The 19560-nt window shown below is 65.3% G+C and carries 20 protein-coding genes; 8 read left to right on the forward strand and 12 right to left on the reverse strand.

The features are described 5' to 3' along the window. The first annotated feature begins 25 nt into the window (after nucleotides 1–25). From NDB2M1_RS05330 to NDB2M1_RS05360, 7 genes are all read left to right on the forward strand, one after another. Nucleotides 26–1318, forward strand: a complete 1293-nt coding sequence (locus NDB2M1_RS05330; RefSeq protein ID WP_054120850.1) for an NAD-dependent epimerase/dehydratase family protein — start codon at nucleotides 26–28, stop codon at nucleotides 1316–1318. Nucleotides 1319–1506: 188 nt separating this feature from the next. Further along, nucleotides 1507–2862 carry a KpsE/RkpR family capsule polysaccharide export protein gene (locus NDB2M1_RS05335; RefSeq protein ID WP_143146641.1) on the forward strand — a complete coding sequence of 452 codons (1356 nt, stop codon included), beginning with the start codon at nucleotides 1507–1509 and terminating at the stop codon, nucleotides 2860–2862. Beyond that, nucleotides 2859–3689 carry an ABC transporter permease gene (locus NDB2M1_RS05340; protein ID WP_072380293.1) on the forward strand — a complete coding sequence of 277 codons (831 nt, stop codon included), beginning with the start codon at nucleotides 2859–2861 and terminating at the stop codon, nucleotides 3687–3689. The genes NDB2M1_RS05335 and NDB2M1_RS05340 overlap by 4 nt, the downstream gene beginning before the upstream one ends. 3 nt (nucleotides 3690–3692) lie before the next feature. After that, nucleotides 3693–4445 carry a P-loop NTPase family protein gene (locus tag NDB2M1_RS05345; RefSeq protein WP_072380295.1) on the forward strand — a complete coding sequence of 251 codons (753 nt, stop codon included), beginning with the start codon at nucleotides 3693–3695 and terminating at the stop codon, nucleotides 4443–4445. An 86-nt stretch (nucleotides 4446–4531) separates the two neighbouring features. Continuing rightward, nucleotides 4532–5716 carry a polysaccharide biosynthesis/export family protein gene (locus tag NDB2M1_RS05350; protein ID WP_171955327.1) on the forward strand — a complete coding sequence of 395 codons (1185 nt, stop codon included), beginning with the start codon at nucleotides 4532–4534 and terminating at the stop codon, nucleotides 5714–5716. A gap of 215 nt (nucleotides 5717–5931) precedes the next feature. Further along, a complete protein-coding gene (locus tag NDB2M1_RS05355) occupies nucleotides 5932–6960 on the forward strand; it encodes a class I SAM-dependent methyltransferase (protein ID WP_143146642.1) in 1029 nt (342 codons plus the stop codon). A 71-nt stretch (nucleotides 6961–7031) separates the two neighbouring features. Next, on the forward strand, nucleotides 7032–8624 hold the full coding sequence (locus NDB2M1_RS05360; RefSeq protein ID WP_054120844.1) for a GSCFA domain-containing protein: 1593 nt from the start codon (nucleotides 7032–7034) through the stop codon (nucleotides 8622–8624). 12 nt (nucleotides 8625–8636) lie between these two features. Here the strand turns inward: NDB2M1_RS05360 and NDB2M1_RS05365 are convergent, their stop codons facing one another. Next, a complete protein-coding gene (locus NDB2M1_RS05365) occupies nucleotides 8637–9686 on the reverse strand; it encodes a hypothetical protein (RefSeq protein WP_072380297.1) in 1050 nt (349 codons plus the stop codon). 46 nt (nucleotides 9687–9732) lie between these two features. After that, nucleotides 9733–10332 carry a hypothetical protein gene (locus tag NDB2M1_RS05370; RefSeq protein WP_054120842.1) on the reverse strand — a complete coding sequence of 200 codons (600 nt, stop codon included), beginning with the start codon at nucleotides 10330–10332 and terminating at the stop codon, nucleotides 9733–9735. Nucleotides 10333–10491: 159 nt separating this feature from the next. Between NDB2M1_RS05370 and NDB2M1_RS05375 the strand changes: the two genes are divergently transcribed. After that, on the forward strand, nucleotides 10492–11325 hold the full coding sequence (locus NDB2M1_RS05375; protein ID WP_054120841.1) for a cell wall hydrolase: 834 nt from the start codon (nucleotides 10492–10494) through the stop codon (nucleotides 11323–11325). A gap of 35 nt (nucleotides 11326–11360) precedes the next feature. On the opposite strand, the gene NDB2M1_RS05380 is transcribed toward NDB2M1_RS05375, so the two are convergent. Genes NDB2M1_RS05380 through NDB2M1_RS05425 form a run of 10 tightly spaced genes read right to left on the reverse strand, consistent with a single transcriptional unit; the run spans nucleotide 11361 to nucleotide 19533 of the window. Beyond that, a complete protein-coding gene (locus tag NDB2M1_RS05380; RefSeq protein ID WP_072380299.1) occupies nucleotides 11361–12215 on the reverse strand; it encodes a type II secretion system minor pseudopilin in 855 nt (284 codons plus the stop codon). Next, nucleotides 12212–14359, reverse strand: coding sequence for a type II secretion system secretin GspD (gene gspD, locus NDB2M1_RS05385; RefSeq protein ID WP_083554678.1), 2148 nt, complete (start codon nucleotides 14357–14359; stop codon nucleotides 12212–12214). Before gspD ends, NDB2M1_RS05380 begins: the two co-directional genes overlap by 4 nt. After that, a complete protein-coding gene (locus NDB2M1_RS05390; protein WP_143146643.1) occupies nucleotides 14356–14874 on the reverse strand; it encodes a hypothetical protein in 519 nt (172 codons plus the stop codon). Before NDB2M1_RS05390 ends, gspD begins: the two co-directional genes overlap by 4 nt. After that, nucleotides 14834–15394 (reverse strand): type II secretion system protein GspM, encoded by a 561-nt coding sequence (gspM, locus tag NDB2M1_RS05395; RefSeq protein ID WP_072380306.1) that lies wholly within the window; start codon nucleotides 15392–15394, stop codon nucleotides 14834–14836. Before gspM ends, NDB2M1_RS05390 begins: the two co-directional genes overlap by 41 nt. Next, nucleotides 15391–16437, reverse strand: coding sequence for a hypothetical protein (locus NDB2M1_RS05400; protein ID WP_072380308.1), 1047 nt, complete (start codon nucleotides 16435–16437; stop codon nucleotides 15391–15393). Before NDB2M1_RS05400 ends, gspM begins: the two co-directional genes overlap by 4 nt. After that, nucleotides 16434–17117, reverse strand: a complete 684-nt coding sequence (locus tag NDB2M1_RS05405) for a prepilin-type N-terminal cleavage/methylation domain-containing protein (protein ID WP_054120835.1) — start codon at nucleotides 17115–17117, stop codon at nucleotides 16434–16436. Before NDB2M1_RS05405 ends, NDB2M1_RS05400 begins: the two co-directional genes overlap by 4 nt. Beyond that, complete coding sequence (locus tag NDB2M1_RS05410; RefSeq protein WP_054120834.1) at nucleotides 17114–17500, reverse strand: type II secretion system protein; 387 nt, start codon at nucleotides 17498–17500, stop codon at nucleotides 17114–17116. The genes NDB2M1_RS05405 and NDB2M1_RS05410 overlap by 4 nt, the downstream gene beginning before the upstream one ends. Continuing rightward, nucleotides 17497–17937 (reverse strand): prepilin-type N-terminal cleavage/methylation domain-containing protein, encoded by a 441-nt coding sequence (locus NDB2M1_RS05415; protein ID WP_171955328.1) that lies wholly within the window; start codon nucleotides 17935–17937, stop codon nucleotides 17497–17499. Before NDB2M1_RS05415 ends, NDB2M1_RS05410 begins: the two co-directional genes overlap by 4 nt. Beyond that, entirely contained in the window at nucleotides 17921–18343 is a 423-nt protein-coding gene (gene gspG / locus NDB2M1_RS05420) for a type II secretion system major pseudopilin GspG (RefSeq protein ID WP_054120832.1), read from the reverse strand. Before gspG ends, NDB2M1_RS05415 begins: the two co-directional genes overlap by 17 nt. Then, on the reverse strand, nucleotides 18343–19533 hold the full coding sequence (locus NDB2M1_RS05425; RefSeq protein ID WP_253185777.1) for a type II secretion system F family protein: 1191 nt from the start codon (nucleotides 19531–19533) through the stop codon (nucleotides 18343–18345). Before NDB2M1_RS05425 ends, gspG begins: the two co-directional genes overlap by 1 nt. Nucleotides 19534–19560 lie beyond the last annotated feature (27 nt).

A 19560-nucleotide genomic window follows, 5' to 3' on the forward strand; every position in this document is an offset into this window, starting at 1 on the left:
CAGACACGATTTGGGGGGTAAGAACTTGGAAACAGTCATCGTGCTTGGCGGCGACGGATTCTGTGGCTGGCCGACGGCGTTGCACCTGTCGAAGCTTGGCTATGACGTCGTGATCGTCGACAACCTTTCGCGCCGGAAGATCGACATCGATCTCGCTGCCGATTCGCTGACCCCGATCAGCACCATCGGCGTCCGGCTTGCCGCGTGGCGCGAAGTCACCGGGCGAAGCATCCGCTTTGTCCAGCTCACCGTGGGCGAAGATTACGACCAGCTTCTTGATCTCATCCAGCGCGAGCGACCTCGCGCGATCGTCCACTTCGCCGAACAGCGCGCCGCGCCGTACTCGATGAAGGGGACCCGCGAACGGCGCTACACCGTCAACAACAACCTCAATGCGACGCATGATGTGTTGTCGGCGATCGTCGACAGCGGGCTCGACATCCATCTCGTGCATCTCGGCACGATGGGGGTCTATGGCTACGGCACGGCCGGCATGCAGATCCCCGAGGGGTACCTGCCGGTCACGGTCAACACGCCGGAAGGTGCCAAGGAAATCGAGATCCTGTATCCGGCGCACCCGGGCAGCATCTATCACATGACGAAGTCGCAGGACGCGCTGTTCTTCTGGTATTACAACCGCAACTACAAGACGCGCATCACCGATCTGCACCAGGGCATCGTGTGGGGTACGCAGACCGACGAGACCAGCCTCGACGAGCGGCTGATCAACCGGTTCGATTACGATGGCGACTACGGCACGGTGCTCAACCGGTTCCTGATGCAGGCTGCGATCGGTCATCCCATGACCGTACATGGCACTGGCGGGCAGACGCGTGCGTTCATCCACATCCGTGACACCGTGCGGTGCATCGAGCTGGCGATTGCCAATCCGCCGCAGCGCGGCGAGCGCGTCGCGATCATGAACCAGATGACCGAAACGCACCGGCTGATCGATCTGGCCCGGATGATCGAGCAGATGACCGGCGCGCCCTATCAGCTGGTGCCCAATCCGCGCGTCGAGGCTGCGGAGAACGAGCTGGCGGTTTGCAACGAGCGGTTTCTGAAGCTGGGCTTGCGGCCGACACGGCTTCATGAGGGGCTCGCGGAGGAAGTGACCGACATCGCGCGGCGCTATGCCGACCGTTGCGACCGCGAGAAGATTCCTTGCGTGTCGCAGTGGACCGGACCCCATCCCGAAAGCCCTGCCGAAGCGCGTCAGGAGAATTCGAGCCTTGTCCGCTGCGATCCGCCAGTGCCGGCAGTCGCCCTCAAGCTGGTCGGCAATGACTTGTACGAGCGGCTGCCGACGGCGATGTGACTGAGTTCGGCCATTTTGGCCGCAATTGGAATGGATGCGGGATCGGTTAGCAACCGGGTCGGGACATAACAGGGGGTAAAGACATGGTGGTTGGCGGCAAGACAGGCGATGGGCAAAAGCCCATGGATGGGCAGGAGCAGGCTGGCGACGGTGCGTCGCAGGCCGCTTCGCGCTCGTTGCGCGACCTGATGTCCCGCCTGCCCAGCTCGCGCGCGGAGGGCCGGACGGGCAGCCGCGAGGCGGAGCTGGTCGAGGCGCCGCTGCGCACCAACCGCGAGTATAAAGGGCTCGATATGGTCGAACCGGCAGCGGCGGTCACCACGGCGGCCGGGACCCAGACCGAAACGCCGACCGCGCCGCAATCCGATGGTCCCTTCATGCTGCGCTCTTCATCGGACTCGAAGGCTGAAGGTGATACCTCCGGACCGTCGCTGCCCGGTCGCACCAGGCTGATGTCGAAGGGCAGCCTGATTTGGCTGCTGCTCTCGTTCATCGCGCCGATTGTGCTGGGGGCGATGTACATCTTTTTCGTGTTGCCTGACCAATATGTCACCGAGTTCCGTTTTTCGGTCCGCGTGCCGGTGGGCAACCCTGCCGCGCTGCCGAAATCGAACGGCGGTGCGGCCCTTTCGGCGCTGTTCGGTGGCAATCCGACACCCGGCAGCGATCTGCTCGATAACTTCACTGTCGCCGATTACGCCCGCAGCCCGCAGGCGGCCAAGGATGTTCACGCCAAGGTCAACCTCAAGGCGATGTACAGCAAACCGTCCGATCCGTTTTCGCGGCTTGCCGACACTGCCAGCCAGGAAGATCTGGGTCGTTACTGGAAGAGCATGGTCTCGTCGGACTACGATGTCACGACCGGCCTCGCGCTGGTTCGCGTCAAGGCTTACGCGGCGCAGGACAGCCTCAACATTGCCAATGCACTGCTCACGCAGTCGAACCAGTTGGTCAATGACATTGGTAACCAGTCGCAGACGGACACCGTGCGCTTTGCCAAGGAGCAGTTCGATCGTGCCACGGCGCAGGTGGCCGATCTTCAGCGGCAGATAGCGGGTCTTGCACGTGGTGGTGCTGACAGTGCATCGGTCGGCGTCATCCAGGCCAACACGCAAGTGGCCACGACGACGCGGGCGAATATCGCGCTGATCCGGTCGCAGATCGAAGTGCTCGAAGGGCAGCTGCACAATCCCAAGGCGCCTCAGATCGTGCTTCTTCGCCAGCAGCTCGCAGCCAACGAGCGCGCTCTGGCCGATGCTGTGAGCACGGCTAACACTGTCTCGACCAACAACTTCCAGGTTCTGACCGCGCAGCTTGCCAATGCCAACAGCGAGCTCTCGGCAGCGCAGGCTGCCTTGGGCCAGGCCAAGTCTGCCGCTGCTGCACAGCGGCTCTATCTGACCACCTACGTGCGTCCGACGTTGCCGGAGAGCCCGGTCGGGCCCGACCGCTGGATGGCGTTCCTGCTGCTGATTGCCGGGGCGGGCATGGTCTGGGTGGTCGGTTTGCTGGTGCGCAATTCGATCCTGGAGCATCGGCTTTGACCCAGACCTATCCGAGCGGCCGGATCTATGCGGCAGGGCCGCGTCGGCTGGCGCTGCGCAATCAGTTCAACGTGCTTTCCGCGCTGCTGTTTCGCGAAGCGGGGATGCGGCATGGGCAGAATTTCACGCTGGGCTATCTGGCTTCGGGGATCGAGCCGCTGGTGATTGTCGCCACCATCGGTTTGCTGTTCTCCGCCCTGTCGCGGACACCGCCTTATGGATCGAGCCTGTTGCTGTTTATCGGCACGGGTGTGTTTCCGATCTATCTCTTCATCCACACTTCGCTGCGTCTGCGCCAGCCGCTCAACGCGGTGGCGCAGCGCCAGCGGTTTCCGATCGAACGGCCTTACGACCACATCCTGGTCCATGCGGTGCTTCACCTCGTGAGCAGCGCCTTGGTGGCATTCGTGTTCTTCGGCGGACTGTACCTGTTTCTGGGCGTCAACGCGGCCATTCCCGGCGATCCGATCACTGCGGTTGTCTCGCTTCTGGTGATCCTGCTGCTTGGGATCGCGACCGGCGTCTGCAACTCGGTCATCGCGCGGATCCTCCCGGCGTGGGACTTGCTGTGGCCCGCGATTGCGCGCGCATCATTGCACTTTTCGGGCCCGTACTTCGTCGCCGCCTATCTGCCGCCGACCAGCCGCGACTACTTTGCGCTGAATCCGGTCATCCACGGCGTCAATTGGTTCCGCCACGCCTTCTATCCGTTCTATCCCAATCAGTTGACTGATCACAGCTACATCATGGCAGTGACGTTGGTGTTGCTGTTCTTCGGCCTGTTGCTCGAGGCTGGCACGCGCCGCTATCTTGAAGAAAAGGACTGAGCGATGATCAGGCTCGACAACGTCAGCTATGCCTATCAGCGCGGCAGGAACGAGATCGACGGCTGGACGATCGATTTGCCCTCGCATCGCCGGATGGCGATTCTGGGCGGCCCCGAAAGTGGCAAGACCACCCTGGTCGGGCTGCTGGCCGGGGTCATCGATCCCACCGGTGGCCGCATCGAACGGCTTGCGCACCTGTCGTTTCCGGCGGGCTACAACCGGGCCTTCCGGTTCGCGAGTTCGGTCAGACAGAACATTGTTTTTGCCGCCCGTATCTATGATGCCGATCCCGCCGAAGTGGTCGCCTTCATCTGCGATATCATCGATCTGAACGACTGGATTGATCGCCCCATGCGCGATCTCCCGGTCCGGATGCGCCTCTCCGTTGCCTACGCGCTGACCTATGCGCTGCCGTTCGACACCTATCTGTTCGACAACATCATTGGCCCCGGTGATCCTGCAACGCGCGATCTCTGGCGTCAGCTGTACGAAGCGCGGACGGCGACAGCAGGAGCGGTGGTGGCCACGCGGCAACCGCGCGTGGCGGAGGCCTATTGCGATTGCGCGCTGGTTCTGCGGCGCAATGCCGCCCCGGTCTTTTTCGAGAATCTGCGAGAGGCGATCGCCTTGTTCGAGGCGGATGCGGCTGCCGAACGACAAGCTAGCATCGTCGGCCAGGATACTCCGGCGGTCGCATCGCCAGTATTGGATGAAAGCGGTGCCGGAAATCAAGCCATGGCCAAAGTCGCCGAATGATTCGATTTCTTCCATCTTTTCCATCACCGGCAATGAAGCAGGGGCACGCCGTGACTGATCATGAACTCAAGCCGTCCTTCGCTGTTATGAGCAGACTCTCGCGTGCAGGTGTTGCACGCTGCGTGCTGCCCGGCGTTCTGATGTTTTCGCTTGCCGCCTGCGCGACGCAGCCGATTGCCGGCCCGCTTTCGAAGCAGATCTCGACGGAGGGTGCGAGCGAGGCGCCGCCATTCCTGCTGGTTCCGGTTGACCGGATCACGCTCACGGCGCTGTCACGCGCCGCACCCGACGGGTTCAGTCCGCTTGCCACTCCGGCGCCGCCGCCAGTCGTCACGATCCATGTCGGTGATGCGGTTTCGGTCACGCTCTGGGAGTTCGGCTCGGGCCTGCTCGGCCCCGTCAATGCGGCTACCGCATCGCAGCCGGGGCTCGTCGGCGCGCAGAGCGCAACCGTGCCGGTCCAGACGGTCGATCAGTCGGGTACCATCATGGTGCCGTTCGCCGGCGAGATCCGCGCAGCCGGCCTGACCACCCGCCAGGTGCAGCAGGCGATCATCGCCGCGCTGCGCGGGAAGGCCAGCCAGACGCAGGCGCTTGTTCAGGTGGTGCAGACGACCGACAATGCGGTGACGATCAGCGGCGATGTCAACCGTCCCGGCCGCGTTGCGCTCATGGGTGCAGGTACGCGCCTGCTTGACGCGCTCTCGCAAGCGGGGGGAACGACCGGCAAGGCGCGCGACATGCTCGTGCAGCTGACGCGGGGCGGCGTTGTCCGTTCGGTGCGGCTTGTCGATCTGCAGGCAAACCCGAGCGAGAACATCTATCTGGTTCCGGGCGATCTGGTGACCTTGTCGCAGGAGCCCCAGACTCTGGTCGTGCTGGGCGCGACCAACAAGAATCAGGAAATGACGTTTGCCAAGTCGAAGGTGAATCTCGCCGAGGCGCTCGGCAATGGCGGTGGGCTCAACGACAGTCAGGCCGATCCGTTCGGCGTATATGTCCTGCGGTATGAACCGCTGGATGTTGCCAAGTCGCTGCGGACCGAACCCCTGCCGGACTATCTGGCGGCCAACGCGACGGTGCCGGTAGTCTACCAGGTCAACCTCAAGTCTGCCGATGGTCTGCTGCTTGCACAGAACTTCTCGATGCGGGACCGTGACGTTGTCTATGTCGCGACGTCGGAGTCGGTGCAGGTTGGCAAGATCGCGCGGCTCTTGAACGAGATCACCAGCATCGGCAAGAGCCGGACAACGCAGCGCTTTACTTACTGACCATTATCCCGATGGCAGCATGCCGATTGTTAAGAGCGTCGCAGGTCCAACCGGGCCGGTGTCAGGATGAATTTGACGCCTAAGGTAGAGAGAAGCACCCGGTGCAAGTGCACCGAGTGCACATTGGGCGCTTGTGGCGGTCGATTGGTCCCGTCATTCGCTGCTGGTAGGATATGGCAAGAAAAATGCATGATATCGTGAAAAGGAATTCGGTGATGGTCAAGCAAGGTCCGGCGGCGAAGGCGCTGACTGTGCCGGGGCTGGCCACGGCGGTGCCGCTGCCCGACCCGGAACCGATGCGCATGGTCCGGTTCAATCCGGCCTTCTCGCGTTTGCTCGGGACCATCGGCCAGTCGGCGGTCAAGGTTCCTTCAATGATGTCGATGCTTGAAAAGCGAGTGCTGTTCACGCTCGCGCGTGAACGCTACTCGGGGAATGGCCTGATCATCGACGCCGGTATCTTCCTGGGCGCATCCACGGTGTGCTTCGGCGAAGGCCTGCGGCAGAACAAGGTTTTCAAGAAGACCACGAAGCGCTGGGCCAAGCCGATCATCTCGTTCGAACGCGCCATCATCAACCCCGGCATGCCGGCGTTCTTCAAGCGCAACAACGTCGAAGGTATGGCCGAGCCGGGCGAGTCCTTTGCCGCCGCGGTCGAGGCCAATATCGAGCCGGTGGCCGATCTGGTCGATCTTCGGCTGGGCGATATCCTCGAGACCGGTCAAGGCATTACCAGCCCGATCGAAATCCTCTTTCTCGACGTGCTGAAGCTTCCGGAGATCAGCCGCTTTGTGATGCGGAATTTCTTTCCGAAGCTGATCCCCGGTGTCTCGATCGTCGTGCAGCAGGATTATTTCTACGAGCGGCTGCCCTTCATCAAGACCGATCAGGAATTCTTCTCCGAGTACTTCACCTTCATCGGCGAAGTGTGCTCGACGGCGCTGTTCCTGTGCACCAAGGCGATCCCGGAATCGGCAATCGATCAACTGGAGCAGGGCTTGCCCCCGCGCGAGCAGGAACGTCTGGCCAGCATCGCCATGCAGCGTTCATGCGATCCTGCACGGCGGTATATGATGGCGCTTTCCAAGGTCCGGCTCATCAAGCAGCTCTATGGAACTGAAAGCGCGCAAGACTATCTGCGCTTCGTCAAGAACGAGTTCCCCGAACAGGTGGCATCGCACTTGCCGCGCCTGAAGGATGCGCTGGTCGCGATCGAGCGCGTCTGTGCCGATGGCGATGATTGATCGGGGACGTGAGGCGCGGCGCGTGACGCGAGCCGCGTGGCCGACGCGGACCTGATTTGGGGGCGGGGCCGATGCCACTGTTTACGGTCAGCACCGAAGAGGCGCTGCTCAACATCAAGGACAACACCGTCGGTCGCTGGCCTCGGCGGGGGGAACCGGGGCGCCTGTCGCCGATTGCCAAACCGCAGTTCAAACCGACCTTTCACTTCGCGCCCGGCGAAACCATCTTCACGATCGGTTCGTGTTTTGCCCGCCACGTCGAGCGTGAGCTGGCGTTTCGCGGGTTTGCCTTGCCGACCAGACATCTGTTTGAAAGCGATGAAGACTTCGGCGCGGTCGGTCTGGATGTGCTGAACAATTACGGCACACCCTCGATCTGGAATGAATTGTCGTGGGCGTTCGACGACAGTTTCGACCCCATGAAGTGCTTCGAGCCGGTGCGGGACAACTGGGTCGACATGCATCTCCATGCCAGCATCCGCCCCACTTCGCTTGACGTGCTGCGCACACGTCGGCGCGCGATTGCGGCTGCATACCGTTCGATCAGCCACTGCCGTGCCGTGATCATCACGCTCGGTCTGGCCGAGGTCTGGTTCGACAACCAGCATGGCCACTACCTCAATGTGGCCCCGCGCCGTTCCATCTTGCGCGACAACCCTGACCGGTTCGATCTGCACGTGCTCTCGCCGGACGAGTCCTACGACTATCTGCGCCGGGCGTTGCTCCTGATCCGGGAACGCGGAACGCCGGGGATCAAGGTCGTGCTGACGGTATCACCCGTGCCGCTGTCGGCGACCTACCGTCCGGTCGATGTGATGGTTGCCAACTGCTATTCGAAGTCGGTGCTGCGCGTCGCTGCCGAGCAGGCCGCAGCCGAGTTCGATTTTGTCGACTACTTCCCGAGCTACGAGAGCATAACGCTGTCCGAGCGCGAACACGCCTGGACCGAAGACAACGTCCATGTGACGCCGCGCGCGGTCGAGACCAACGTCGGCCGGATGGTTGCTGCCTATACCGGGGCCGCGACCGCAGGCCTCGATCGGGACAGCATACGCGACGCCTTGCGCGAACTGCGCGGCAACCGCACCGGGATCCTGTCGCTGCTCGAAGGCCGGCAGGATCTGCTGGACGATCCTGAAATCGCCAATGCCTATGCCGATGCGGCGCTGCTGGTCGGGCGGCTGGATGATGCCGAGCAGGCGATGGAGGGCGGGTTGCTCGAGCCGGTGTTGGCGGCGCGCATCTGCCTCGCGCGCGGCGATGCCGCAGCGGCGCTGGCTTTGCTGGGCGACGTCCCGCCGCGTGCGACCGCACGGTCGCATTTTTACGGGACTAAGCTCCGCGCGTTTCTGGCGCTTTCCCAGATGGACGCGGCGATGGCGGCTGCCAACGACTGGATCGCCGCCGATCGCAGTACGCCGCAGCCTTACCTGCTGCTCGCGCGGGCGCTGGCCGATAGCGATCCTGCCGCGGCCGAAGGCTATTACGAGCAGGCCTTGCTGCGCGGCGACGATCAGGCGCCGGTGGTTATCGAATGTGCCGATCATCTTGCCCGCACCGGCCGCGTGGCGGCGGCGCAGGATCTGGTGCGGGGCATCGAGCCGACCCAGCCCTATTTCCGGCGGCGGCGCGACCATATCCTGTCGCTGATCGCGACGACCTGACGCTGCAGCCGCTCAGCGCTGCTCGTCGGCTGCCTCGCCAAACGCGATGGCCGCGATCCGCTGGTTGACCGGCGCTGCGCATGCGCCGCCCTGGCTGGCATAGTTGCGCCAGAACAAGACACCGGCCAGTCCGTCGCGGATGATCGCCTGACGCACGAAGCGTGCGTCGTCGAGCGTTGTGCCGGCCAGTTCGAAATCGATCAGCAGGCGCTTCGGGTCCACCGGCCCGCCGGCTTTGACGATCGCCATCTGGGCGGCGTAGCTTGCGGGAAGCGACTTTTGCACATTGCCGCTCCAAAGCACCAGCGTCGTCCGGTCGAACCGCGCCACGATCCGGTGGGCATTCTCGGCAGTGACGCCGGTAAAGCGTTGCTGGCCCGGAGAATCGAGCGGATTGACCAGCAAGATCACCCGTTTGCCCGCAGCATGAACCAGCTTTGCATAGGCCGTGAGGAACGTTTCAGTCGTCTGCGGGTCGCGGCCGTCCTGCACTTCATAATCGAGCATGATCCCGCTCGCACGCGGGGGCAGCTTGCCCGATGCCAGCACACAGGTATCGGCGGGCGAGGGCGGGGCCTCATCGGGCAGCGCGCGTTCGTTGATGAGCGTGACCCCCGCGTCTCGGGCATAGCGTCGTGCCCGTGCATCCTGTCCCAGCAGGCTGGCGGCCTGCGCCATTGTGCAGGCGTTGGCCCGGTCGATCGAGCTGAAGGCCGAGCGGTGCCGCCGGTTGCCCGTCCGCGACGGTTCGAGGTTCAGCTTGCGGACGATCTGTCGCCCGCCGGCGCCGACGAGCGGTGTCGCGGCGCGGTTGGCCCAGTGGTAGTACCACGTCTGAATGCCTTTGGGCGCGGAGGCAAGGCGGCCCAGTTGCCCGGAGACCGCGGCAGAGAGCGGGTAATGGGGATACCGCGCGCCGTCACGCGGGGGCGGTGCCTGCTGAAAGGCTTCGAACCGCAACCGGGCATTGTCGGCGGCCGAGAAGCAATCGGCGCCGGGTGCAGTGGCAGCGGCTAGCGGCACCATCGCGCAGACCAGCCCGGCACCGGCAAGCGCGGCCAAGCCGATCGTGCGGGGCCCTCGCAGGCGAGAGCCGGCGGTGCGGCGGTTACGCAATCGGCTTTCCGCTGGTCGATGCCTTGAGCCGGACCTGACATTCGCCCTGGTAGACATGATTCTGCTGATAGCGGGAAAGTTCGGTCGCACGGGTCATGAAGAAGTTGGCGGTCTGCTTCACCGGATCATACTGGTTGATCACGATGACGTTGAGCAGATCGCCGGAAATCACCGCCGAGAGCTCGGTCCGCTCGGGCCAGTAATCGATCACCCGGTCGAAGGTCCCGTTCTTCGTGGGAGCAATGTTGCCGGGGTCTGCGATGATCCGGGTGCGCGGATCGACGGGTTCTGGATCGTCCTGCGGCTCGGGCGGCGGACTCGTCCGAACCGGGATGCCGGGGAGCACCAGCGTCAGCGGGTGGACGGCATCGTACTTGAGTTCGGCCGCGGTCTGCAGCTTTTCCGGATCGAAGTTGGTGATGTGGCGGATCGAACAGGTGAGCTGCCGCTCGGGCAGGCGCGCTGCCGCCGCGGGCTGGTTCGCGCTAGCGCGCTTCGCCTTTGCGGCTTGCACCGGCGAAAGCCCCGTGGCGCAGCCGAGTATGGCCGCGAGGATCACTGTCTTGATCAGCGGTGATGGTGCGTGCGTCATGATGGAGCTGCAACGATTCCTGCCATAAACGGGACGGCCTCTCCTTCGATGGAAATTGTGTCAATCAAATGAAACAAAACCCGTTCAGGGCAGTTAATAATGGCTTGTTTGAACCCCTCGGTTATCCCCGGGTCCGCCGCGCTACGCGGATCGGCGGCAATGGCGCTGCTCGTGGCGGTTGCGGTACCGCAAGCAGCTTTTGCCGAAGACGCGACGGGGCAGGCCGGGCTGATGGTGCTCGGCGCTGCTGCTCCGGCACGGATCGGACCGGCGAGCACGCCGCTCTTCGTGCGCAGCGCTCCCGTTCCGGAGAGCGCGCCCACCTACAATCCGCTCACGGCTTATGCGCCCGCAGTCTCACCTGATGTTGACAGTCTTTCCGCTGCGGCAACGTCGCATGACCGCGCGCTCGATTGCCTGACCATGGCCATCGCCTACGAAGCCGGCCAGGAACCGATTGCCGGCCAGCAGGCCGTGGCGCAAGTGATCCTCAACCGCACCCGCGTCGCCCGGTTTCCGAGCTCTGTCTGCGGAGTTGTGTTCGAAGGATCCCAGCGTTCCACCGGCTGCCAGTTCACGTTCACGTGCGACGGCTCGATCCGTCGCCGCTTGCGTGATACCACGCTGGCGACCGCCCGGATGGCAGCTTTGTCTGTGCTCACTGGCCAGGCGCCTGACCGCGTGAGCGGGGCGACGCACTATCACGCCAACTACGTGAACCCTTATTGGGCCTACACCGGCACCCGCGTGGCGCAGATCGGTGCGCATATCTTCTACCGCATGCCGGGCGATGCGAACGGGTCTGCGGCCGCCACACCGACCAGCGAGGAGCCGGGGCTTGCCGCGCTCGCAGCGTCGCGTGTGCAGGCGCGTACCATGCCGCGCGCGCGCCAGCGGGTGGCACCGGGGGCGACGCGGCAACTGTTTGCACCGTGGGGTGTGCCGATGGCAGCCGCAAGTGATGCCACCGCGATGTTGCTCGGACAAAACTAGGCCGCTGCCAGATCCGGGTGCGGCCCGGTCTGCCGCTAGACGATCCGCCGCATGACGTAGGGATGGTCCGGCTTTCCGGTTAGTTCGACAATTGCCTGCAGGCGGTATCGCCCCCGACCGGGCGCGGTCGCTTGAACGGAAATGGTGATCGGCCGACCGGTCCATGACACCGTATCGGAAAAGGCGATCGCCGTGCGCTGGCCGTTCAGTTCGCGCTGGCGTTCGATACCGGCAATGGCGCCGCGGCTGTCGCCAACCGCGGCAAGCGCCTCAGGGCCGGCGTAGCGCGGATTGAACGGCACGGCGTTGCGCTCGACGGTGATGTAAGGGCGGAGGCGGTCGACGAGCGCGGGCGTGAAGCCCCGGATCAGGCCAAGTTCGTCGATGCTCTGCACCCCGCCGTTGCGCGGCGTGATCCGGCGGCTTTCGTAATAGGGCGCTTCGGCACCGTCGGTGCGGGCCTCGTCGTCATCGTCCTGCCAATCCAGCAGCGAATCGCGCGCGACCATCATCGCATGGCCTTCGAGACCGGCCTGGCTCAGCAGACGCTCGATCACTGGTTCTTCGAAAGCGTTGATGTTCACCTTGCCGCGCTCGTCGATCAAGGCGATGGAGAGGTGCGTCCCGGCGAAGTCGAGTTCCTGCGTGCGGCCATCGAGCAGCGCGATTGTGGCGGCGTCGCGCTCGATCAGCCCGTGCAGGGCGATCGCCAGCCCGGCCTCTGCCGCCAGCCGCGTCTGCGCGCTCGTCAGTTCGCCTTGCCCCTTGGCGAAATCGATGCGGGTCGCGGTGATCACGACAAGCGCGATTGCGGCGAACACGGCCAGACTGGCCACAGCGGCGACGAGGGCAAAACCGCGTTCCCGCGGGTTTTGCGGCATGACGGTCATGGCTGCTTGGCGGAGCCCTGGAAGGGTTCGAGCTGGCGAATCTTCTGCTTCAGGGACTCGGTTGCAGCCCGCGCATCGTCGGCGTTGGCGATGATCTTGAGCTTGAGCAGCACGATCAGTTCGGTGCGCCGTTCGGTGTTGCGCTGGGTGCCGAACAGGCCGCCCACAATCGGGATCTGCGAGACCAGCGGGATGCCGTTCTTGCCGAAGCTTCTGGTGTCGCTGAACAGGCCGCCGAGCGCGATAACTTCGCCGTCGCGCACGGATACGGTCGAAGCGATGCGGCGGGTCGAGATTGTCGGGGATTGGCGCTGCGTCGCAGAGGTGCCGGACGCGGACGTGCTGATCTGGCTGACTTCCTGCGAAACATCGAGCTGGACCAGCCCGCTGGCATTGATGCGCGGGGTGATCTTCAGGATAACGCCGGTATCCTTGTACTCGATCGTGTTGATCACCGCATTGGTATTGCCGACCAGATTGGTGGCCGAACCGGTCGAGATCGGCACCTGATCGCCCACCTGCAGCGCCGCGCTCTGGTTGTTGAGCACGAGCAGCTTGGGTGCGGAGACGACCTTGACGTTGGTGCGTTCCTGCAGTGCGTTCAGCGTGGCGGTGATGCTGTTGCCGCCATAGAAGTAGGAGAAGCCGGGATAGATTTGTGTCGGCACAGATGTCGTGCCTTCGGAATAGCCGACCTGGTTCGAGCCGCTGAGGTAGTTCCACTGCACGCCGTAGCGCAGATCGTCGTTGAGGCTGACTTCGGTGATCGCCGCTTCGATCAGCACCTGGCGCGGAGCGACATCGATCTTGCGCAAGGCGGCCTCGATCGAGGCATATTCGCGCTGGGTGCCGAACACGATGATCGCGCTGTTGGTCTCGTCGGCGGTGATCCGGATTGTCGTTGCGGCGCCGCCGTTGCCGTTGCCCTGTGCCGTGCCGTCAGCAGCCGGCGCTTGCCCGAAGGCGGGGCGGGGGAGGTTCGCGCCCACTGTCGTCCCGTTCTGGACTGCGCCGAGCCCGTTGCCGCGCGCGCCGCCGGTCTGGTTCGGATCGCCTTGATCGGCGAAGGCATTGTTGCCGGAGTTGCCTTGCCCGCCGCTATCGTTGTTGGCCGTCCCGAAGGCCAGGTTGAGCGTACGCACCAGATCGCGGGTGCGCCCGTTCTGGACCTGATAGACGAACAGCCGGCGCTCGTTGCTGTCGCCTTCGCGGTCGAGGATCTCGATCCAGCGCTTCACATCGGCAAGATATTGCGGCTGCATGCTGATCGCGAGGATGCCGTTGAGCTCCTCCATGCTGATCAGGCGCACCAGCCCGCGGGTGGGCGAATCCGGCGCATTGATGAGCTTGTCGATCGACGGGACGATCAGCCGCGCATCGGTGCGATCGGGCACGAACAGCGCGAAGCTGGTGTTGCGCAGCCAATCGACATCGAACTGCTTGAGCAGATCGCGCGCGCTGGCGCGCTGGCCGGTGGTGCCGGCAATCGTGATGGCGCCCGTCTGCGGGTCGGTCGCGGTCACCACGCCGGGCAGGACGGAGTCGAGCACCTTGCGCACCTCATCGGCATTGATGAAGCGCAGCGTGTAGATCTCGCTGCCGAAGCCGGTCGCGTTCGCGGCAATGACGGCGCGTGCGGCGGCGGAGTTCTGGATTTCGAAGCCGCCGGCCACCGGCACCATCGCAAGATTGCTCTGGCGCAGGGCCTTCTCGAACAGATCGAGCAGCGACGACTTGGAAACCGGACCCGGCGTGACGAGGTTGACCCGGCCGGTCACGCCGCGCGCGATCGTGTAGTTCTTGCCGAGGATGTCGCGCAGCACGGCCTGTGCCACCACGGCGATATCGGCATCCGGGAAATTGACCGCAATGTCGCCCGGTTTCGTCTTCACATCGGCCGTCTTCGGAATGACCGGCTGCGGCTCGGTGCCCGGAACGACGGTCGTGCGGACCTTGTAATCGGTGTTGGCAGGCGGGGCCGACTGCGCCGGGGCGGGGCCGCTCTGGACGGCACCCGGATCGTCGATCTGCGCCAGTTCCGGGGTTGCCGGGATCGGCAGCTGCGGCGGCGCCGCGGCAAAGGCCGTGGTGCTGGTCAGGGCGATGACAAGGCTGGGCTTGAGGCGCATGGGGCGAGAGGTCATTGGCCGTCTTCCGAATCTTCAGGGGCGGGTGCGGCGGGCCCCGTGGGGATGGCGCCATAGGCTACGTTGAACTGTTCCGAGCCGCGCGACAGGCGGACGCCGGTGGGGGTCAGCGCGGAGATGCGCCATCCGGCCACAGTGCCGCCGGGCGCGACCTGGCGGATCCGGCCGCCGCGCTCCTGCACCACGGCGTAGAGCAGGCGTCCGTGCTTGATCGTCCCGGCAATCACCGCGCCGCCAAGGACATCGGTGGGTGCGGGGGCACCGCCAGCCGCCGCGGCGACGGGTGAGAACACGCTGCGATCGGCAAGCGCGGCCGGAACCAGCACGCGCGGCACTGCGGGCGGCGGTGCGACCTGCTTGCCGCGCGCAGGCACGCCGGCAGTCGGCAGCTCCTCGCCATAAGGCAGCAGCAGCTGCAGCAGCGCGGCAGCCGCCAGCACCGGCAGGAGCAGCGCGGGCAGGCGCGCGCTGCTACCGCTTGGCGGCAGGGCGATAGGGGATCGAAGCTTCAATCTGAACATCCAATGCGGAAGCCTGTCCGGTCACCAGTGCTTCATCGGCGCCGATGACCAGGGTCGTCAGGGTGAGATAGGGTTTGGCATTCTGCGCGTTTGCGAGAAGCTGCTTGAGCTGGCCCTCCGAGAGCCGCGCGGTGACACGCACGGCGGCCTTGCCAGCATCTGCCGAGGCGATGTCCTCGCCGCCGCGAAACTCGCCGCCAAGCGCGATGATGGCGGTTTGCAACCGCTGGCGCAGCGCTTCGCCGGCCGTGGCTGCATCGGGCGCATCGAGCAGGAAATCGCCGAGCAGCTGCTCATGGGCTTCTGCCATCCGGCGCAGCCGCGGGATGGCGGCAATGTTGCGCGCGTTGGCGCTGTACTGGAGGGCATATTGCTCGCGCTGGGCTGCGCGTTCCTGGAATCCCGCGATCAGCGGCGCGATGATCACGAAGACCAGAAACGCCAGCACCGCTAGCAGGATGAGCAGCGCGACCGCTTGCGCTTGCCGGGGGGAGAGGCTGCGCGTGCTCATGGCTTTGTCATCCGCAAGGTGACTTCGAAGGGTTGGCCCAGCGGGTTTTGCGCGGCGGTCGACGCATCGCTGTAGCGCTGCACGCTGAGCCCGGCACGGCGCAGTCCGCCAGCCACGTCGGCCTGCTGCGGTCGGTAGCCGGTGATGCGCAGGTCATTCGCCTGCCCGTCGGCCTGCCCATTGGCGACCCACGTGTAGCGCTGCACCCAGGCGCCCGGCGGCAAGGCTGCGGCGACGCGCGAAAGCATTGCCAGTGGCTCGCCTTCGCTACGCGCCTTCACAGTGGCGGCGGCAAACTGATCCGCCTTCGCGATCCGCGCATTGATCCGGCGCACCGCGTTCACCGCCGGCTGCTGCTCGGCGATGCGCGCTTCGAACATGGCGGTGGCGGCCGTGTCACGCCAGACGAGCAAGCCGAGGTTGAGCGCAAACAGTACGCCGACCGCAATCCACAGCGGCAGGGCGCCACGATCGGCGTCGCGCACCAGCCCGGCCTTGCGGAATGCGGGGAGAAAGTCGATTGCATGGCCGGACTGCGGCTCCGGCGCTGCGATCAGGATGGCGTGGCAGGGCTGTTCGAGCCGCGCTATCGCCACGCCGAGCGCCTCGGCCGAAGCACGCGGCATCGCGGCAACTTCGATCTGCATCCGGGCGTGGCCTTCGGCGCGCGCCGCGATCCGGGCGGCAAGGATCATGCCTTCGGTGCCCAGCGGCATGATCCTCGCCGCATCGAGCTGGATCATGCTTTCCATGTCGCGCGAGCTCATGGTCGGCCGCTCGATCGTGCGGCTCAGGCAGTACGCGGGGGGCAGGATAATCGTGACCGGGCCGGAGCGGCGGGGAGCAGCACCGGAGGGATCGGGCCGGGCGAGCAAGGCACCGGTGTCCGGCTCATAGTCCGCAAAGATCCTGCGGGACTCCTGCCATTCACGCAGACGCCCGGGTACCATGGCGGCGAGCTGGTCCAGCCACCAGCGCATGCCGTCTGCAATCCATTGCCCGACGGTGTGCATGTCTGCCTGGAGGATGCTGCGTCCGCTCATTCGGTGCCCCCGCACGTGCCTGTGCGCAGATCGCGTGCGCAAGTGTCGCCATTGGCGGCGCGCAGCCGCACTACCAGATCGGGCCAGGACCGCCTGTCGCCCGCAGGGAACTCGATCCGCACGCCGACGAGCGAAGGGAGCGTGGCCCGGTTCGACCACTGCAGCTGCCATGCCGGCAGCGTACCCGTGCCGGCGAGGGGACCGGTTCCGGGACCTAGATAGCGGACGGACATGCTGGACACGCCCGTCAGCAGGCGCTGCGCGGTCCACCCGGTCACTTCGCGCTGACGGCGGTCGACCGTCTCGTCGAGCGTGCTGATGCGGTAGAGCATCAGATCCCCGTTGCGTTCGAGCCGGACCCGGTAGCGCTGAAAGGCGTCGGGCGCGGCATTGTCCGGCGGCTGGCCATCGAACTCGAGGCCGAACTGGTTGCCGAAGAAATCCACGGCGCTGTTGTTCTGCGGGTTTACCGAGGGGTGAATGTCGCCCAGAAGATGGCGCAAGGTGAACTGCGCCTGCGCGATCTCGTCGATCTGCGCATCCTTCTGGCCGATAAACCGCTGGCGCAGGTCCATCCGGCCGATCCCGGTGACAAGCACGACCGACACCGAAGCGAGGATCGCGAGGCAGACGAGCATTTCCACGAGGGTAAAGCCGGCGGCGGCATGTGGGCGCGTCATGGCTTGATCCGCACCGTGGTGAGCCGCACGATCTCGCCGCGCCTCGCTCCGGCTACGCCGACCGCGACCGAGATCTGTTCAAGCGGATGGCGATCAAGCGGATCGGCCAGCTGCTGGTAGGGTTGACGCACGACACGCCAGCCGTAGGCGCCCCACTGGCCCTGAAGCGGCGCAGTAGGGTCCGCCGTCTGATCGAGCACCGATTGCGCGATCATCAGGCCTTCGCGGCGCTGCTGCACGGCGAGGCGCGTGCGGGCATCCTGACCCACGGTGCCCACCAAAGCGGCAGTCATCGCGGCCACGATGGCGAGCGCGATCAGCAGTTCGATCAGTGTGAAACCCAGTTCCCGGGCCTCTCGCGGGGTGGAAGCGGCGGAACTCACGGCAGGAACACGAGGCGCGAGGTGGCGGGGTCGACGCGGAAACGGCTGCCGCGGCCTGCAGCAGCAATGGCACCATCGCCGCCATTTGCGGTGCCATCGGGAAAGAAAGCAAATCCCTGCGTGGGCCATTCGAGCTGGACGGACTCCGGCAGGCTGCGGGCGGGGCGACCTGAGGATGACAGCAGCATCCGGCGCGGCGCCGACCATGACACGCGCACCGGCGCTGCGCCGGCAATGGCATCGGCGCGCGCCTGCGTGAGCACGAGCGCCGTCGTCATCCGCGCCTCGGCTGCGGCACTTTGCCCGAGGCGGTGCTGCAAGGCCGGAAACGCGATCCCGGCCAGCAAGGCCGCGATGGCCAGCGCCACCAGCAGTTCGATCAAGGTAAATCCGTCGTCGCGGGGGCAGCCGCGCCGACGCTCACCAGTTGCCGACATCTTTCGCCTCACCGCTGCCGCCGGCGGCACCATCCGAGCCGTAGCTGTAGACATCGACTTCGCCGTGATCGCCCGGCGACTTGAACAGGTAGGGCTTGCCCCAGGGATCGTTGAGCGCGGCCGCATCGGCGATATAGGGCCCGTTCCAGTTTGTATCGCTGGGCGGCGCCTTCACCAGCGCGCCGAGGCCTTCCGCGCTGGTGGGGTAGCGTCCGGCGTCGAGCTTGTAGAGTTCAAGCGCGGCGGCGATGTTCTTGGTCTGGATCTGGGCGGTCTGCGTGCGCGAGCTGCCAAGATACTTGATCACTTGCGGCCCGACGATAGCTGCCAGCAGGCCGAGGATGGCGAGCACCACCAGCAGTTCGATCAGCGTGAAGCCCCGCTCGTTCCGGTTGTTCTTGTTCATCAGGATACTGCCAGTTCATTGAAGCCGAGAATTGCGGACATGACCGCGGCGATGATCGCTGCAACAGCCGTGCCCAGCACGATGGTGATGGCCGGCGTCAGAATGGCGACAAGCCGCTCCAGCCGGGTGCGCACATCGCGGTCGAGCACCACTGCCAGCCGCGAGAGCATGAGGGCCAGCTGCGATGTTTCCTCGCCGGTGCGGATGAAGCCGATGGCAAGGTGCGGCAACATGCCGGTCGCGGCAAGCGGCGCCGAAAGACCGCCGCCTTCGCGCACCCCCTCGGCAATCGTGGCGATCGCGGTGGAAATCGCGGTGTTGCCGATAGTGCGCTGCGACAGCGCCAGCGCATTGGGCAGTGGAACTCCGCCCTCGAGCAAGGCGCCGAGCGTGTGCGAGAACCGCGCGATCTCGATGCGCTTCACCAGGTCTCCGACCAGCGGGAGGCCCAGCATGAGCTGGTCGAAGCGGATGCGGCTGGCGGGCCGGGCCAGCAGGTTGCGCAGCGCGAGGCCCAGCGCGACCAGTCCCGCGAGGAGCCAGAGCCCGTAGGCGCGCAGGAACTGGCTGGCCGCGATGACCGCCATCGAAGCGAACGGCAGCTCGACCTTGTTGGTATCAAGCAGCCGTTCGAACTGCGGCACGACGAACAGCAACATCATCAGTATCACCCCGACCGCGATCACCGACAGCGCGATGGGATAGATCATCGAGGTGATCACCAGCCGCCGCAGTTCGGCAGCCTGTTCCAGCATCTGCGAAAGGCGCTCCATCGCCTCGCCCAGCTTGCCGTTGGCCTCGCCCGCTTCCGCCATCGCGGCCTCGCCGGGGCTGAACAGCGCCGGATTGTCGAGCATGGCGCGCGAGATCGGCGCGCCTTCGCGCACCGCGCTGAGCAGCATGCCCATAGCTTCGGCCGCTGCGGGATCGTCGATATTGCCGACCGCCAGCGCGAGCGCCCGGTCCAGCGGCAGGCCCGCCTTGAGCAGCACGGCCAGTTCGGCGATCACGGCGCGGCTGATCGCGCTGTTGCGCCGGGATATCGGCTCGCCGGACGGGGTTGCTGCCGAACCTGCCGGGATCAGGCGCAGCTCGACCGGCGTGTTGCCGCTGCGCCGGATCTGGGCCAGCGCCTCGCTTTCATTGGCCGCATCAAGCTGCCCGGCCACAATCCGGCCGTCTGCGCGCATAGCTCGGTAGCGAAAGGCGGGCGCCGC

This window comes from Novosphingobium sp. NDB2Meth1, assembly GCF_900117425.1.
Classification (GTDB): domain Bacteria; phylum Pseudomonadota; class Alphaproteobacteria; order Sphingomonadales; family Sphingomonadaceae; genus Novosphingobium.

Coding starts and splice junctions, on each gene's coding strand:
- NDB2M1_RS05350 (WP_171955327.1), top strand. CDS start 4,532: ATGAGCAGACTCTCGCGTGCAGGTGTTGCACGCTGCGTGCTGCCCGGC.
- NDB2M1_RS05415 (WP_171955328.1), bottom strand. CDS start 17,937: ATGTCGGCAACTGGTGAGCGTCGGCGCGGCTGCCCCCGCGACGACGGA.
- NDB2M1_RS05405 (WP_054120835.1), bottom strand. CDS start 17,117: ATGACGCGCCCACATGCCGCCGCCGGCTTTACCCTCGTGGAAATGCTC.
- NDB2M1_RS05375 (WP_054120841.1), top strand. CDS start 10,492: ATGGCGCTGCTCGTGGCGGTTGCGGTACCGCAAGCAGCTTTTGCCGAA.
- gspG (WP_054120832.1), bottom strand. CDS start 18,343: ATGAACAAGAACAACCGGAACGAGCGGGGCTTCACGCTGATCGAACTG.
- NDB2M1_RS05380 (WP_072380299.1), bottom strand. CDS start 12,215: ATGACCGTCATGCCGCAAAACCCGCGGGAACGCGGTTTTGCCCTCGTC.
- gspM (WP_072380306.1), bottom strand. CDS start 15,394: ATGAGCACGCGCAGCCTCTCCCCCCGGCAAGCGCAAGCGGTCGCGCTG.
- gspD (WP_083554678.1), bottom strand. CDS start 14,359: ATGACCTCTCGCCCCATGCGCCTCAAGCCCAGCCTTGTCATCGCCCTG.
- NDB2M1_RS05345 (WP_072380295.1), top strand. CDS start 3,693: ATGATCAGGCTCGACAACGTCAGCTATGCCTATCAGCGCGGCAGGAAC.
- NDB2M1_RS05400 (WP_072380308.1), bottom strand. CDS start 16,437: ATGAGCGGACGCAGCATCCTCCAGGCAGACATGCACACCGTCGGGCAA.
- NDB2M1_RS05355 (WP_143146642.1), top strand. CDS start 5,932: ATGGTCAAGCAAGGTCCGGCGGCGAAGGCGCTGACTGTGCCGGGGCTG.
- NDB2M1_RS05370 (WP_054120842.1), bottom strand. CDS start 10,332: ATGACGCACGCACCATCACCGCTGATCAAGACAGTGATCCTCGCGGCC.
- NDB2M1_RS05335 (WP_143146641.1), top strand. CDS start 1,507: ATGTCCCGCCTGCCCAGCTCGCGCGCGGAGGGCCGGACGGGCAGCCGC.
- NDB2M1_RS05425 (WP_253185777.1), bottom strand. CDS start 19,533: ATGCGCGCAGACGGCCGGATTGTGGCCGGGCAGCTTGATGCGGCCAAT.
- NDB2M1_RS05360 (WP_054120844.1), top strand. CDS start 7,032: ATGCCACTGTTTACGGTCAGCACCGAAGAGGCGCTGCTCAACATCAAG.